Raw genomic sequence first — 15279 nt, forward strand, 5'->3', positions numbered from 1 at the left:
CATGCGCATCGCCGCTTGCATCGTTCTGCTCCTGGCCGGTTTCGCCGGCGGTTGCACCAGCGACGACTATGTGCGCGCCGAAGGGGTGACCTTGGCGGCTGGCAACGCGCAGGCGTCCAATACTGTCATGCAGATGGTCGATCCATGGAAGTACGGCGTGCAGAACACCAAGCTTCTCGTGCCGGCCCGGCGTCCGGGTTCGGAGAGCGCTGCCGTCGGCGCGAAAGCCGGCTCCGGGTCGTCATCGACGACATCATCATCATCGACCACATCGAACTGATGGGCTGACGCCGATGGCATCTGGCACCAAGACAAAGAAGATCCTGCTCGTTTCGACGGACAGGACGTTTTTGCAAGACACGCGGACGGCGTTCGCGACCTCCGAGGTCATCGAGCTTCTGACGCTGGAAAAGAGCGTCAACGAGCTGCGCGGCGAAATCCTCGAAGCGGACTTCGGCACGGTCATCGTCGACATGGACGCGGCCAAGCTCGAGGAAATCGAGTCGCTGCAGCGCGTCATGCGACGGCTGGAAGGCAGCGTTCCGGTGGTCGTCGTCACCCAGGAGTTCAACGCGGCGGCGGTGCGCATCCTGGTGCAGCTCAAGGTCGCCGATTTCCTGGTCAAGCCGATCACCACGGCCGACCTCGTGCGTTCCGTCATCCGTGCGCTGCAGGGGCCGGGGCGCGAAGAGAACACCGAATCGCACGTCTACACATTCATGCCGGCCGCCGGCGGCGTCGGCACCACCACGCTCGCCCTGCAGACGGCCTTCCAGCTGCATCATTCGGTGACGCGCGGCGCCTCGACATGCGTTGTCGACCTCAACTTCCAGCAAGGCGCCTGCGCCGAATATCTCGACCTCGAGCCGCGCTTCGACATCACGGAAATCGAGAACCAGCCGGAGCGCCTCGACCGGCAGTTGCTTGACGTGATGCTGTCCAAGCATGCGAGCGGGCTGTGCGTGCTTGCCGCTCCCACGCGCCCGTCCGACATGCGTTCGTTCAAGACCGATGTCGTGGTGCGCATGCTCGATCTCGTGGCGGCCTATTTCGACAATGTCGTCATCGACATGCCGCGCACCTGGTTCCCCTGGACCGAGACGGTGCTGCTCGGGTCGAACAAGCTCTACATCGTCGCCGAGATGACGGTGCCGTGCCTGCGCCATACACAGCGTCTCATCCAGGCCGTCTATGAGACTGCCGGCAAGGAAGTGAAGCCCAATGTCATCGTCAACCGCTTCGAGCAGAAAATGTTCGACAGCGGCATCAAGCAGGCCGACGTCCAGGAGATACTCGGCGAGCATTTTGTTGGCGGCATCTCCAACAATTACCGGCTGGTGCGCGAGGCGGTCGACCGCGGCGTGCCGCTGCACGCCATCGACCCCAACGCCAATGTCGTCAACGACCTGAAGAAGATCATCCTGCCGGAGGAAGCCGTTCAGACCACGGTCAAGTCGAAGTCGCTGTTCGGCCTGGGTAAGGGCTTGCTGAAGAGGAAGGCAGGATGACCAGCCGCTTTTCCAACCTGCAGAGCCGCGACGTCCGTCCGCAGCGGGTGCCGGAACCCGCGCCCGTCACGCACAATGCGGTCGTCATCCCGACGACCCGCAAGCCGACGCCGCCGAGGCCTGAAGCAGCGCCCGCAAAGAGCGCCAACAAGGTGCTCGACGCGCGCGTGCGCATCCACCGCATGCTGCTCGAAGAGATCAACCTCGTGGCGCTGGAGCGGCTTCCCAAGGATGAAATGCGCCGGCAGGTGCATGAATTCGTTTCGGAAAAGACGCGCGAGGAGCGGATGGCGATCAACATCGCCGAGCTCGACGCGCTGGTCGACGACATCGTCGACGAAATGGTCGGGTTAGGCCCGCTGGAGCCGCTGCTCAAGGATCCCGAGATCAACGATATCCTGATCAACGGCCACCAGAACTGTTTCGTCGAAAAGCGCGGCAAGCTGCAGCAGGTCCATATTCCGTTCAAGGATGAGGCGCATCTGCTTCGAATCATTAACAAAATCGTCGCGGCGGTTGGCCGGCGCGTCGATGAATCGCAGCCGATGGTCGACGCCCGCATGCTCGACGGCTCGCGCTTCAACGCGGCGATCCGTCCGGTCGGCGTCGACGGACCGCTGGTGTCGATCCGCAAATTCTCCAAAAACAAGCTCGGCCTGCACAAGCTGGTCGAATTCGGCGCCATCACCCAGAACATGGCCGAGGTGCTGGCGGCGGCGGTGCATGCCCGCAAGACCACGATCGTCTCCGGCGGCACCGGCACCGGCAAGACGACGATGCTCAACGCCTTGTCGGCCTTCATTCCGGAAGACGAGCGCCTGATCACCATCGAGGACGCGGCCGAGCTGCAATTGCAGCAGCCGCATGTCGCGCGCATGGAAACGCGCCCCGCCAATATCGAGGGTCACGGCGAATTGAAGCAGCGCGACCTGGTCAAGAACGCGCTGCGCATGCGTCCCGACCGCGTCATCCTCGGCGAGTGCCGCGGCGAGGAAGCCTTCGATATGCTGCAGGCGATGAACACCGGTCATGAAGGTTCGATGGCCACCATCCATGCCAACACACCGCGCGACGCCATCTCGCGTCTGGAACAGATGCTCGGCATGACCGGCATGCCGATGACCGTGCAGTCGATCCGCAGCCAGATCTCCAGCGCCATCGACATCATCGTCCAACTGACGCGCCTTTCCGACGGCAAGCGCAAGGTGACCAGCGTCGCCGAAGTGACCGGCATGGAAGGCGACGTCATCCAGATGCAGGAGATCTTCCGCTTCGTGCGCACCGGCATGGAGGCGGACGGCAGGATCCTCGGGCACTTCGAAGCGACCGGCATCCGCCCACGCTTCCTCGAGGATCTGCGAAACATGGGCATCGAATTCCCGGGCAAATATTTCGAACCCGGCCGGCCGCAGGACTAGACCGGTGTTCGAGGGATTCAGCCCCGTCTACGTCGTTTACGCCGCGGCGGCGCTCACCGGCATCATGATCGCCGAGGGCCTTTATCTGCTCTATGCCGGCCGCAGCGACAAGCGCACGGCCATCAACCGCCGCATGAAGCTCGCCGAGAACAAGATCAGCCAGGAGCAGGTGCTGATCCAACTGCGCAAGGAGCGCGGTATCGACGGCACAACCCCCATCTTTTCCCTCGACCGCTTCCATGCCCTGCGGACGCAATCCGGCATGACCACGCCGCTGCCGAAGTTCCTGATGATCACATCGGGTGTGGCGGCCGCGCTGGCGCTTTTAAGCATCTGGAAGGGCCTACCGCTCCTGTTTGGCCTCATCCTGTTTGTCGTGCTGTCGCCGGTGCTGCCGGTGATGGTCATGCGCTTCATGCGCAAGCGCCGGCACAAGCGGTTCGGCATGCAATTGCCCGAGGCGCTGGAGCTCATCACGCGCGGCCTGAAGGCCGGCCATCCGGTGCCGGTGGCGATCGCCATGGTGGCGCGCGAAATGGCCGATCCGATCGGCACCGAGTTCGGTGTCGTCGCCGACGAGGTGACCTACGGCTCCGACCTTGTCTCGGCGCTGAACAGTCTCTTCGACAGGGTGGGCCATGAGGACCTGCCGCTGTTCGTCACGGCGGTGTCGATCCAGAGCAGTTCGGGCGGAAACCTGCGCGAGATCCTCGACGGCCTGTCGGCGACGATCCGCGACCGCGGCAAGCTGCGCCGCAAGGTGCGCGCCATTTCGACGGAAGGGCGCATGTCGGCTTACATCTTGACCGCGGTGCCGGTGCTTCTGTTCACCGCCATCATGGTGCTGATGCCGCAATTCTACCAGGATGTCTGGGACGTGCCGAAGACCTGGTACATGCTGGGCGGCTCAATCATCTGGCTGCTGCTCGGCAACGCCATCATGTTCAAGATGTCGAATTTCAGGTTCTGAGATGGAAAACGTCATCCGCTTCCTCGCCTCGCTCGCGCCGGCCTCGCTGGTGCCGGTTGCCGTGCTGTTGCTTGTGCTGGGCGGCGGCGCCGTCGCTTGGCCGCTGGTTCTCGCCAAAGGCGATCGCGGCGAGGTCAAGCGCCGGCTAAAGGTCGAGAGATTGCTGCCGGCCGAGCAGGCGGAGCCCGCGCCCAAGAAGAGCACGAATGCCGTGCGCGAGAAGGCGGTGAAGCGGGCGCAGGAGTTCTATGCCAAGAGCGACCCGGAAAACGTCGCACGGCTGCGCATGAAACTCATCCAGGCCGGCTACATGGAGCCGCGCGCAGTCGGCATGTTCTTCCTCATCCGTTTCGCCACCCTGGTTGGGGCAGCGCTCGGCGCGTTCCTGATCAACCACTGGGCGGCCAGCGCCGAGTCAACCATGACCAGCCGCTGGACCTTCATCATCCTGTCAGGAGCCGGCGGCTATTTCCTGCCGGGCCTGGTGCTGACGCAGAAGGTGCGGGAAAAGATGCGCGAATACCGCAACGGTTTTCCCGATTTCATGGATTTGATGATCGTTTGCTCCGATGCCGGCATGAGCATGGAGGCCGGCATCGAGCGGGTCTCCAAGGAGCTCGCCAGGACCTATCCGTCGCTCAGCCAGAACCTGATCCTGGTGTCGCTGGAGTTGCGCGCCGGGCGCAGCCTCGACGATGCGCTGAAGGCGCTTGCCGACCGCCTCAGCCTCGACGAGGTGCGCTCCTTCGCGACGCTGTTGCAGCAATCCAAGGAGCTCGGCACCAGTCTGTCAGGCTCCCTGCGCGTCTTTTCCGACGAGATGCGGCACAAGCGCATGTCGCTGGCCGAGGAGAAGGCACATGCCCTTCCGGCCAAGATGTCGGTCCCGGTGACGGTCTGCATCCTGCCGGTGGTGCTGATGATCGCCATCATTCCGATCATCGTGAAGCTGACCGCTCACCACTGAGGATTCAGATGGGGCCGGTCTGCAAACGGCAGCTTTCTGCGCTTCCGGTGCCCACGTGCTTTAAGTACGCTCTGCTCCGGTTCTCGGAAGCCACCTTGTTTGGTCGCTTCGCGCCCGTCTTCGACTCCGACTCGGCCTGACCTGAATCCGGGGCACCTCAGGGGCGCTGGTTAACGTATCCTTTGCGGGAAACCAAAATTTAGCTGCATTTCGGCACCGAAGCTTAATCGCTTTCCTGTAGTTTTTTTCCTGAAGAACGACCCGGCAAATCGGGCGATGGGGCAGGGGCATGCGTCAGAGACTTCCCAGGGCAGCGGCGGCATTGGCAGCCGCCTTGATGATTACCGGCTGCACGACGAACAACAATGTCGACACGACCAAGACCACAGCGATCCAGCCGGTGGCCAAGGATGTCAGCGCCAACGACCTGGTCGAAGGCAAGGCGCAGTTCCGCGAGGCGAATTTCGGCCTTGCCGAACAGCATTTTCGCAAGGCCGTCGAACTCAAGTCCGACAATGCCGAGGCCTGGATGGGGCTTGCCGCGTCCTATGACGAGCTCGGCCGCTTCGACTTCGCCGACCGCGCCTACGCGCAGCTTCTGAAGGTTGCCGGGCGCAAGCCGCAGATCGTCAACAATATGGGTTATTCGCAGCTTCTGCGCGGCAACAAGAAAAGGGCGCGCGCGCTGCTGCTCGAGGCCAAAGCCGGTATGGCCGACCAGACGGTGGTCAATGCCAATCTGGCGCTGCTCGACAAGGGCTGATCCGTCAGCGGGTTCGCGTATCCGTGTACCACCACGGGATTTCGCCTCACCTGTCGACGCTTTGTAAACCCTGTATCGAGGTAGCGCTGGGCATCGGTCGAAAACGGTTTGCGCCAGCCGCCGCCAGCCTACATTGAGATCCGGGCACCGGCCACGCTAGAGGCAGTTCTTCACGGATGTTGGATTTCAGTTCGCTTCTGCTCGCGGCGGCGCTGTCGGGCATATGCCTCAGCATCACCATGTTTGCGATCTGGCTCGCCACGCCGAGGGCGCGTTTCGTGCTCACGGTCGCCTGCGGCATCTTCGTGCTCGTCGCCCATGTCGTGGGTTTCTGGCGCTATACCAAGGAGGCCGATCCCTGGCTGTGCCAAGTCGTGCTCGCGCTGCTGACCCTGGGTTTCCTGGTCATCTGCCTGTCGGCCATGCAGTATCTCGGCTTTCGCGACTACCGCCGCGTCGTCGTGCCGACGCTGGCCGCGATGGCTGCCTGCGCGCTGGTCACTTATCTCGGCTTCGACGGCATCGGCTTCCAGATCACCTATGCGGCGGTGACGGCGCTGCTCGCCACGATCGGCACGATGTTCTGGATGAAAGGGGATCACGACCGCCGGATCCTGCTCGTCGTTTCGTTCCTCAGCGGCGCCTGCGGCCTGTCCTTCGCCCTGTGCGGCCTGGCGTTGCTGGCGCAAGGTCAGTGGGTGCTGAATGCGGCGCCCGACAATTGGGCGGAGCGCTTGAACTCCGTCGTCGCGGTGGCCTGCATGACCGGCCTTGGCGCGCTGACGCTGTCGCTGCACCATCTGCAGGCGCAGATCGAGCTCAAGGCCGAGACGATGACCGATCCGCTGACCGGCTTGATGAACCGCCGAGCGCTCAACGAGCTTTACGGCGAGCGCAGCTTTGGTCCGTTCATGGCGATCGCCATGTTCGATCTCGACCATTTCAAGACGACCAACGACGTCTTCGGCCACCCTGTCGGCGACGAGGTCCTTTGCCGCTTCGCGGCGGTGATCAAGAAATACGGCAGGGCAGGGGTCGATGCCTTCCGCCTGGGTGGCGAGGAATTCGCGCTCGTCATGTCGCGTGTGACGCCGGAAAAGGCGCATGGCATGGCAAGCCGGATCGGCTCGCGTTCGGCACAGAGATCGTGCCTACCCACCGCGGCCCGCTGCGCAGCAGCGTCAGCGGCGGCATGGGATTCGGTGACGCCGCGGGCCGCCCGCTCCACGAGGTGCTGGCGCAAGCGGACGCCGCGCTTTATGCGGCCAAGCGCGCTGGGCGCAACCGGGTCATCGTTCAGGACAGAGCGGGCCGGTCCGGTGCCGGGCCAGCCCTGAAAACTGCTTGAGCAAAGGCTATTCCGCGGCGCCGAGATATTCCGACAGCGGCGGGCAGGAGCAGACCAGGTTGCGGTCGCCGGCGACGTTGTCGATGCGCGAGACCGGCGGCCAGTATTTTGCCGAAAGGTCGGCATCGCCCGCCGGATAGGCCGCCTCCAGCCGCGAATAGGGATGCTTCCATTCGCCGGCAAGCGCTTCCGCGGCGGTGTGCGGAGCGTTGACCAGCGGATTGTCGTTGGACGGCCAGTCACCCTTCGCCACTTTCGCCGCCTCGCCGGCGATGGCGATCATAGCCTCGCAGAAACGGTCGAGCTCACGCTTGGGCTCGGACTCGGTCGGCTCGACCATCAGCGTGCCGGCGACCGGGAACGACATGGTCGGCGCGTGGAAGCCGTAGTCGATCAGTCGCTTGGCGATGTCGTCGACGCTGATGCCGGCGCTCTCCTTGAGCACGCGGGTGTCGAGGATGCATTCATGCGCGATGCGATCGCTCCGGCCCTTGTAAAGCAGCGGGTAGTGCGGCGCGAGCCGCGTCGCCACATAGTTGGCCGAAACGATCGCCGTCTCGGTCGCCTGCTTCAGGCCAGAGCCGCCCATCATGCGGATATACATCCAGGTGATAAGCAGGATCGATGCGCTGCCGAAAGGCGCGGCCGCCACGGCATGCGCCGACCCCTCGGTGACGTGGCCCGGCAGATAGGGCTTCAGATGCGCCCTGACGCCGATCGGGCCAACGCCCGGGCCGCCGCCGCCATGCGGAATGCAGAAGGTCTTGTGCAGGTTCATATGGCAGACGTCGGCGCCGATGTCGCCGGGGCGGGCGAGGCCGACGAGCGCGTTGAGGTTGGCGCCGTCGAAATAGACCTGGCCGCCATGCTCATGGATCAGGGCGCACAGATGACGCGCGCCTTCCTCGTACACGCCGTGTGTCGAAGGATAGGTGAACATCAGCGCCGCGAGGTTCTTGGAATGCTCGTTTGCCTTGGCGCGCAGGTCGTCCATGTCGATGTTGCCGTCGTCCAGGCAACGTACGACGACGACGCTCATGCCGGCCATCGCGGCGCTCGCCGGATTGGTGCCGTGCGCGGAAGACGGGATCAGACAGACGGTGCGGTGGCCTTCGCCGCGCGCGCGGTGATAGGCGCGGATGGCAAGCAGGCCGGCATATTCGCCCTGGCTGCCCGCATTGGGCTGCAGGCTGACGGCGTCGAAGCCGGTGATTTCCGACAGCCAGGCCTCCAGGTCGGCGGCCATCTTGCGGCAGCCCGCCGAATGGCCGGCCGGCGCGAAGGGATGCAGGTTGGCGACGCTCGGCCAGCTCACCGGCATCATCTCGGCGGCGGCGTTGAGCTTCATGGTGCATGAGCCGAGCGGGATCATGGCGCGGTCGAGCGCCAGGTCCTTGTCGGCCAGCCGGCGCAGGAAGCGCATCATCTCGGTTTCGGAACGATTGTCGTGGAAGACCGGTTGGGTGAGGAATTCCTTGCCGCGCGGCTTGCCGGGCATCGAGCCGCCACTGGCGCCGGGCTTGGCTCCGAACAGGCCGGCGATCGCCTCGAGATCGGCTTCCGTCGATGTCTCGTCGAAGGCGACACTGACGTGGTCGGCATCGATGACGCGCAACAGCCTGCCGGTCTTTTCGGCGGCAGCGGCTATTGCCGCGGCCTTGCCCTTCACTTCGGCCGTCACCGTATCGAAGCGACTTGTACCGAGTACCGAAATGCCCGTCGCCGTAAGACCTGCGGCAAGACGATCGGCAAGGCCGTGGATACGACCGGCAATAGCCTGCAGGCCGGCGGGGCCGTGCCAGATCGCATAGGCCGTCGCCATGTTGGCGAGCAGCGCCTGCGCGGTGCAGATGTTGGAGGTTGCCTTGTCACGGCGGATGTGCTGCTCGCGCGTCTGCAGCGCCAGCCGGTAGCCGGGGCGGCCTTTGGTGTCGGTCGACTGGCCGACGAGACGGCCGGGCATCAGCCGGGTCAGCTTGTCGGAGACCGCGCAATAAGCGGCGTGCGGGCCGCCGAAGCCCATCGGCACGCCGAAGCGCTGCATCGGACCGACGGCGATGTCGGCACCGAGCTTCGCCGGCGCATCCGTCAGCGTCAGCGCCAGCGGATCGGCGATGAAGACGACTAGCGCGCCGGCGGCGCGGGCCTTCTCAATCGCCGCCTTGTGGTCGCCATAGACGCCGAAGGTGTCCGGCCAGGAGACGAGCAGGGCGGCGGTGTTGTCGTCGATCGTCTCGCCATCGACCTCGATGCCGAGCGGCTCGGCGCGGGTGCGCACGACGTCCAGCGTCTGCGGATGCGGCGTGCCGGCAAGCGCCACCTTGGTCCGCTTGTCGCGATGGTGGCGCAGCGCAATCCCTACGGCTTCGGCGACGGCGGTGGCTTCATCGAGCAGCGAGGCGGATGCCACCGGCAGACCGGTGAGCTCGGTGACCAGGGTCTGGAAATTGAACAGCATTTCCAGACGGCCCTGGCTGATCTCGGCCTGGTAGGGCGTGTAGGCCGTATACCAGGCCGGATTCTCGAACATGTTGCGCTGGATGACTGGCGGCACGAAGACGCCATGATAGCCGGCGCCGATGAAGCTCTTCAGCACCGTGTTCTTCGCCATGATCGCAGACAGTTCGGCCAGCGCTTCCGCTTCGCTGGCCGGAGCAGGCAGGTTGAGCGGTTGGTCGAGGCGGATCGATCTCGGCACGGCCTGGCTGATCAGCGTTTCGACGGACGGAACGCCGAGCACGGCAAGCATTGCTCTGACGTCGTTGACGCCCGGGCCGATATGGCGGGCCGAGAAGGGAGTAAGCGCTGCGGTCATGTCTTTATGTCCTGATGTCAGCCGATATGGGCTTTGTAGGCGGCCTCATCCATGAGGCTGTCGAGCTGGCTTTCGTCGGCCAGCTTCATCTTCCAGAGCCAGCCGTCGCCGGTCGCGGCCGAATTGACCAACGAGGGGTCGGCGGACAGCGAAGCGTTGGCCTCGGTGATCTCGCCGTCGACCGGCGCGTAGACGTCCGATGCCGCCTTGACGGACTCGACGACCACGGCCGTATCGCCCTTGGCGAGCTTGCGGCCGGTCTCCGGCAGCTCGACGAAAACGAGGTCGCCAAGCTGTTCCTGCGCATAGTCGGTGATGCCGACAGTGGCGACGCCGCCTTCGACGCGGAGCCATTCATGGTCTTCAGTGAAATAGATCTTTGCCATCTGGAAATCATCCTTTGCGGTAGCGGTGTGGGGTGAAGGGCAGGGACGCGACCTCGACCGGGATCTTCGTCCCGCGGACATCGGCGAAGAGTTTCGTGCCGGCTTTGGTCAGCGCGGAGCCGACGTAGCCCATAGCGACCGGGTGTCCCGTCGAAGGGCCGAAACCGCCTGAGGTGACGTGGCCGGCCGGATTGCCGCCGGCATCGACCAGCGCCGCGCCGGCGCGCACCGGCTGGCGCCCGTCGGGCTTCAAGCCGACGCGCTTCTGCGACGGCCCGCGATCGAGGATCGAGCGCAGGGCATTAGCGCCGATGAAATGGCCGGAAGCTCGAACTTCCTTGGGGATTGCCCACATCAGTCCGGCACTTGCCGGGTCGATTTCCGGCGTCAGGTCTTGACCGTGCAGGCATAGGCCGGCCTCGAGCCGCAGGCTGTCGCGGGCGGCGAGGCCGATCCACTGCACGCGCTCGTCTCCCAGCAGTGTCGCGACCAGATCACGTGCGTCCTTCTCCGGCAGGCCGATCTCGAAACCGTCCTCGCCGGTGTAGCCGGAGCGGCTCATGAACCAGTTCTGACGCGGCTCGATGCCGTGCATGAAGAGCAGCGAACCGGTTTCGATGCCGGCCCGCGCAAGCGCGGCCCAGGCGTCCGGTCCCTGGACCGCCAGGAAAACCCGTTCGAGCGGCTCGACCTTGGCATCGAAATCGGCGGCCAGCGCGCGCAGATGCTTCTCGTCCTCCACCGCGTTGCCGGCATTGGCCACCACCATGAAGCGGTCGTCGCCCAGGCGCGTGATGATCAGGTCGTCAATGATGCCTGCCGCCTCGTTGAGGAAAAAAGTGTATTTGGACTGCGAGATGTCCAGCGCGCCGGCATCGAGCGGGCAGGCGCGGTTCAGCAATGCAGTGGCCCCCGGGCCCGCGACCTCGAACAGCTTCATATGCGAGATGTCGAACAGGCCGGCATGCTCGCGTGTGTGAAGATGCTCCTTCATCACGCCGGGCGCGTAGGTGAGCGGCATCGACCAGCCGGCGAAGGCGCCGAAACGCGCGCCCGCGGCCTGATGCAAATCCTCGAGGGGTAGATGTCTGGTGTCTTCGCCCGTCATGGTCTTCTCCAGAGTCGCACGGCAAACGACCGCCATTGGCAGCCTAGTCGTGCCCCTCTGTCTGAAGCCTGAGAGACTCGCGCCCCGTAACTCTGTCGGCAGCGCTTACACCTTCGGCGCGGGAAGATTCCCGACTTTCCAGAGTTGTCTTTCCCGTGCACGGTTCTTTTGCCTGAGAGATTTCGGGCGATTTCCCCTTCGGCGACAGCTTGCGCTGCTCTCTCCCGCAAACAGGAAGGACTCAGTCGCCTGAGCCCTCGACGCGCCATCCATAGCCCGCCGGCGACACCTTGTCACCTCCCAGCGACACTTAAAGCGCGCCGAGACGATCGATGCCGGCGAGGCGGAACGGCTGGCCGAGTGCGTCGGCGGCGGCTAGCGGCCGCTGCGCGACAACAACCGGGCGCTGCTGACGCTGATCAAGCACGCTTCGGCGGAAATCCATCCGGCGCTGAGACTGCTGCTTGAGAAAGTGGCCTAGGCGTTTCCTGCAAGTGTCTTGCAAAGGATGATGTTGGAATGGCCTTCGGGCCAGCCGGTCAATTCGGCCGTGCGCTCGAAGCCGGCCTTTTCGTACAAGCCCGGCGCCTGGAAATCGTAGGTCGACACCCATACCCGCTGCGAGCCGCGCGCGGCGGCCTCCGCAACGAAGGCATCGAGCAGCTTCCGGCCGTGGCCAAGGCCTCGGTAGGCCTCGTCGACCCACATCAGCGTGAGCTCGGCAATGCCGGCCCAGGAGTAGCCGGCAGCGGCCCCGACGGCGCGGCCTTGCTCATTCCGCAGCGCAAAGACGAGGGCACGGTCGTCACCACGACCGGTCAGCCGCCGGTTGTCGCCGTTGAGACGTTCCTCGATGGCATTAAGCTCGGCCGGCGCAAGATCGTGCTCGGCCTGCAGGCTAGGAGTCATCAAATCCCGCCATACCAGTCGTAACCATTGTCCTCCCAGTAGCCGCCGCGGCCGCCGCCGACATTGACGAAACTGTCGACCAGCTCGATCTTGGAAAGGTATTTCGGCATCTTGTAGCCGAGCTGACGCTCGACCCGCACGCGCAGCGGCGCGCCGTTCTCCACCGGCAAGGGCTTGCCGTTCAGGCCGTACGCCAGAATCGTCTGCGGATGGCGGGCGTCGATCAGGTCGATCGTGCCGTAATATTTGATGTCGCCTGACAGGCTTTGCTCGATCGTGTCGAGGCAATGGAACATGACGTAGCGGGCCTGCGGCTTGACCACCGCCTGGTCGAGCACCAGCGACAGCGGCGTCCCGGTCCATTTGGCGACGCAGCTCCAGCCTTCGACGCAATCATGGCGGGTGATCTGCGTGCGACTCGGCATGTTCTGGAGCTGCTCGCGGCTCAGCGACAGCGGTTTTTCGACAAGGCCGGTAACCTCCAGCCGCCAGTCGGCGAAATTGTTGGCGAGCAGACCTTTGTAGGTGTCGTCATCGGGCGCCGTGATGCCGTTCGGCCGCTGCGGCTGGCGGATGTCGGCTTCGGTGAATTCCGGCGCCAGCGCGTCCCGGCCGGCGAGCAGGCGCTGGGCGCGCCACGTCAGGCCATTGGCGTTTTCGAGGAAGCTGCGCAGTCCGCCGCCGATGCCGAGACCGCTGTCGAATACGTCACAACCCGACAGCGCGATGCCTGACAGGCCAAGGCTGCCGGCGGTCAAGAACTTGCGGCGGCTGATCTCAAATTTTGCCATCTCAGGCGCTCCTTTCGGTCGGCTCGGCATGCTTCGCAGGCGGGTCGGTGCGGTACCAGCCGGTGATGATCGAGCGCAGCTCGTTGATCGGGCCGGCGGCGAGGATCATCAGGATGTGGACGATGAAGAAAAGGACGAGCAGCAGCATGACGGTGAAATGGATGGTGCGCGCCGTCTGCCGGCCGCCGAGGATTTCGTTGAGCCAGGGAAGCACCGAATCCATGCTCGGCGACATTGCAAGCCCGGTGATGATCATCAGCGGCAAGAGCCCGAAGAGCACGCCGCCATAGGCCATTTTCTGCAGCGTGTTGTATTCCCGCGTGTGATGGAACTTCAGCTTTGCGTGGTCGACGATGTCGCGCGGCAGCTTGCGCAGGTCTGACACGCGGGGAGCGAGATCGCGGCGGATATGGCCATTGATCAGGCTGGCGATCAGCCAGACGAGCAGCGTCGTGGTCAGGATCCAGGCGAAGAAGAAGTGCACGACGCGGGCGGTACCGAGGTCGTAATAGGACGGGATCGTCGCCCAGGAAGGGAAGCCGCGAGGCGTCTCTTGTCCCGGCGGACCCGACCAGCCGAGCACGCCGGTGGTGTCGAAACGATGGCCGAAGATTTCAGTGAAGCCGCGCGGACCGTTGGCGGTGTTTTCGGCGCCGATCTGGAGGATGGTGTTGTTGAATTCGAAGCCGGATTGCTTGCCGATATAAAGCTGCGGCCGCGCATTGAAGATCTGCAGGCCGGAAAGCAGCATGAAGAACAGCGAGAAAGCCCAGATCCAATGGGTCAACCGGGTCCAGCGCGATTGCCGATAGATGAGCGTCGTGTCCTTGCCGTCCGCTTCGGCGGCGGAATGGTTGTTGGCAACAGTGTCCATCTTGCCTCCGGCCGCCATCGGGAAGCGGCTTCTCAGGTCATTGTCTCCCCCTCAATACGTCGCCGCACAAGGCAATGTTTCATGCGATCACGGATTTATTACGGGCCACCGAGACTGACAGCAAGATTGACTGCGGCGGCGAGGATTACGGCGTTGAAAAAGAAGGAAAGGATCGAATGGAGGAGCACGATGCGGCGTACATGCGTCGTGGTGATGCCCGTGTCGGCGGTTTGCGCGGTCATGCCGATGACGGTCGAAAAGTAAAGAAAATCCCAGCCTTCCGGCCGTTTCCCGCCAGGAAACTCAAGGCCACCGATGGGCATTTTCTTCTTGGTGGTGGCGTCCACCTCGTCGCCGTCCATCCAGTACACATGGGCGTAGTGCAGGGAAGCCATGGCGTGGATGGTGAACCAGCCGAGCGGGATCGACAGCATCGCGAATACGATGGCTATCGGATGCACGCCCTTCTGGTTGATGATCTGAAACAGTGAGCCGATGGCAACGCCGACGACGAAAAGAGTGACCGCGAAGATCAATCGCAATGGCAGGTCGGCCGAGCGGGCGTTCTTGCTGAGATAGTGACCGGTGAGCTTCGGCATCAGTCGCAGGACCAGAACGACATAGGCGGCAAAGAAGGCGTTGGCGCCGGTCAGATAGGCAAGCGGCGCGCGCAGGAGGAGCGCGATCACCAGCGCGACGATGCCGACGATCGCGGATATGGCGAACTGTGTGTGCCGATGCATCGGTGATTTGACGGATGCGTCGTCAGCCATGGCGGAGGCTCCGGAATGTCCTCGGTCAATCCGGTGTGACGGATTTGAGCGCGCGCCGCAAGATGCGGTCGAGCTCGCCGAGGAACTGCGACCTGTCCTTCTGCGTGAAGGAGGCGTTGAAGCCCCGGCTTTCGCCGGTTTCGCGCAGATGCTGCTTCAAATCGCGCATCGCCACCGCCATGCCGATGGTCTCCGGCGTGAAGGGGCGGCCGGTGGGACCAAGCACATGCGCGCCGAGCGCCACCGTGCGCGCGGCAAGCGGGATATCGGCGGTCACCACGATGTCATTGGCCCTGGCGTTCTCGACGATCCAGTCGTCCGCCGCATCCGCGCCCTTGGAGACGACAATGTTGCGGATCATTGGATCGCGCGATGGGCGCAGGCCGCCGTTCGAAACGTAGGTGACGATGACGCCATGGCGCTCCGCGACCTTCTCGACCTCGGCTTTCACCGGGCAGGCATCGGCATCGACATAGATGATGGGCTCGGGCATCGTCACTTCCAAACGAATATGGGGCCGGCGTGTCAGCCAGCCCCATGGCAGAAATCGCAGGATTTGTCAGGCCGGAAGCGCGCCCGACTTCTTGGCGGTCCAGGTGGCGATATAGTCCATCAGGCCGGGGCTGAGGCAGTCATAGGGTTCCAGCCC

15 protein-coding genes, 1 pseudogene and 1 riboswitch are annotated in these 15279 nt (G+C 64.1%); of the genes and pseudogenes, 7 read left to right on the forward strand and 9 right to left on the reverse strand.

Translation table 11 applies throughout. The features are described 5' to 3' along the window. The first annotated feature begins 1 nt into the window (after window position 1). The 7 genes from FJW06_RS28655 (at window position 2) to FJW06_RS28685 (ending at window position 6963) form a co-directional block, all read left to right on the forward strand. The gene (locus FJW06_RS28655) at window positions 2-280 is read left to right on the forward strand and encodes a hypothetical protein (protein ID WP_140756866.1); all 279 of its coding nucleotides are present in this window, start codon (window positions 2-4) and stop codon (window positions 278-280) included. 13 nt (window positions 281-293) lie between these two features. After that, the gene (locus tag FJW06_RS28660) at window positions 294-1508 is read left to right on the forward strand and encodes a response regulator/pilus assembly protein (RefSeq protein ID WP_140756868.1); all 1215 of its coding nucleotides are present in this window, start codon (window positions 294-296) and stop codon (window positions 1506-1508) included. After that, the gene (locus FJW06_RS28665) at window positions 1505-2926 is read left to right on the forward strand and encodes a CpaF family protein (RefSeq protein ID WP_140756870.1); all 1422 of its coding nucleotides are present in this window, start codon (window positions 1505-1507) and stop codon (window positions 2924-2926) included. The genes FJW06_RS28660 and FJW06_RS28665 overlap by 4 nt, the downstream gene beginning before the upstream one ends. A gap of 4 nt (window positions 2927-2930) precedes the next feature. Continuing rightward, window positions 2931-3896, forward strand: coding sequence for a type II secretion system F family protein (locus FJW06_RS28670; RefSeq protein WP_140756872.1), 966 nt, complete (start codon window positions 2931-2933; stop codon window positions 3894-3896). A 1-nt stretch (window position 3897) separates the two neighbouring features. Then, window positions 3898-4863, forward strand: a complete 966-nt coding sequence (locus FJW06_RS28675) for a type II secretion system F family protein (protein WP_140756874.1) — start codon at window positions 3898-3900, stop codon at window positions 4861-4863. A 289-nt stretch (window positions 4864-5152) separates the two neighbouring features. Beyond that, window positions 5153-5626 (forward strand): tetratricopeptide repeat protein, encoded by a 474-nt coding sequence (locus FJW06_RS28680; RefSeq protein ID WP_140756876.1) that lies wholly within the window; start codon window positions 5153-5155, stop codon window positions 5624-5626. A 176-nt stretch (window positions 5627-5802) separates the two neighbouring features. After that, window positions 5803-6963, forward strand: a complete 1161-nt coding sequence (locus FJW06_RS28685; protein WP_246674913.1) for a GGDEF domain-containing protein — start codon at window positions 5803-5805, stop codon at window positions 6961-6963. Between the two features lie 18 nt (window positions 6964-6981). Here the strand turns inward: FJW06_RS28685 and gcvP are convergent, their stop codons facing one another. The 9 genes and pseudogenes from gcvP to FJW06_RS28730 form a co-directional block, all read right to left on the reverse strand. Then, on the reverse strand, window positions 6982-9789 hold the full coding sequence (gene gcvP / locus FJW06_RS28690) for an aminomethyl-transferring glycine dehydrogenase (protein WP_140756878.1): 2808 nt from the start codon (window positions 9787-9789) through the stop codon (window positions 6982-6984). Between the two features lie 17 nt (window positions 9790-9806). Next, window positions 9807-10175, reverse strand: coding sequence for a glycine cleavage system protein GcvH (gcvH, locus tag FJW06_RS28695; RefSeq protein ID WP_140756880.1), 369 nt, complete (start codon window positions 10173-10175; stop codon window positions 9807-9809). 7 nt (window positions 10176-10182) lie between these two features. Next, the gene (gcvT, locus tag FJW06_RS28700) at window positions 10183-11283 is read right to left on the reverse strand and encodes a glycine cleavage system aminomethyltransferase GcvT (protein ID WP_140756882.1); all 1101 of its coding nucleotides are present in this window, start codon (window positions 11281-11283) and stop codon (window positions 10183-10185) included. Window positions 11284-11433: 150 nt separating this feature from the next. Beyond that, window positions 11434-11520, reverse strand: a riboswitch (glycine riboswitch). A gap of 240 nt (window positions 11521-11760) precedes the next feature. After that, window positions 11761-12192 carry a GNAT family N-acetyltransferase gene (locus FJW06_RS28705; protein WP_140756884.1) on the reverse strand — a complete coding sequence of 144 codons (432 nt, stop codon included), beginning with the start codon at window positions 12190-12192 and terminating at the stop codon, window positions 11761-11763. After that, window positions 12192-12983 (reverse strand): molybdopterin-binding protein, encoded by a 792-nt coding sequence (locus FJW06_RS28710; RefSeq protein ID WP_140756886.1) that lies wholly within the window; start codon window positions 12981-12983, stop codon window positions 12192-12194. Before FJW06_RS28710 ends, FJW06_RS28705 begins: the two co-directional genes overlap by 1 nt. Before the next feature lies 1 nt (window position 12984). Then, complete coding sequence (locus FJW06_RS28715) at window positions 12985-13857, reverse strand: cytochrome b/b6 domain-containing protein (RefSeq protein ID WP_140756888.1); 873 nt, start codon at window positions 13855-13857, stop codon at window positions 12985-12987. 98 nt (window positions 13858-13955) lie between these two features. Next, a complete protein-coding gene (locus FJW06_RS28720; protein WP_140756890.1) occupies window positions 13956-14630 on the reverse strand; it encodes a DUF1345 domain-containing protein in 675 nt (224 codons plus the stop codon). 25 nt (window positions 14631-14655) lie between these two features. After that, window positions 14656-15123, reverse strand: coding sequence for a YaiI/YqxD family protein (locus FJW06_RS28725; protein WP_140756892.1), 468 nt, complete (start codon window positions 15121-15123; stop codon window positions 14656-14658). A gap of 66 nt (window positions 15124-15189) precedes the next feature. Continuing rightward, window positions 15190-15279: pseudogene (locus FJW06_RS28730) on the reverse strand (aldehyde-activating protein); the annotation flags it as partial.

It is taken from the genome of Mesorhizobium sp. B4-1-3 (genome assembly GCF_006439355.1).
Taxonomy (GTDB): domain Bacteria; phylum Pseudomonadota; class Alphaproteobacteria; order Rhizobiales; family Rhizobiaceae; genus Mesorhizobium.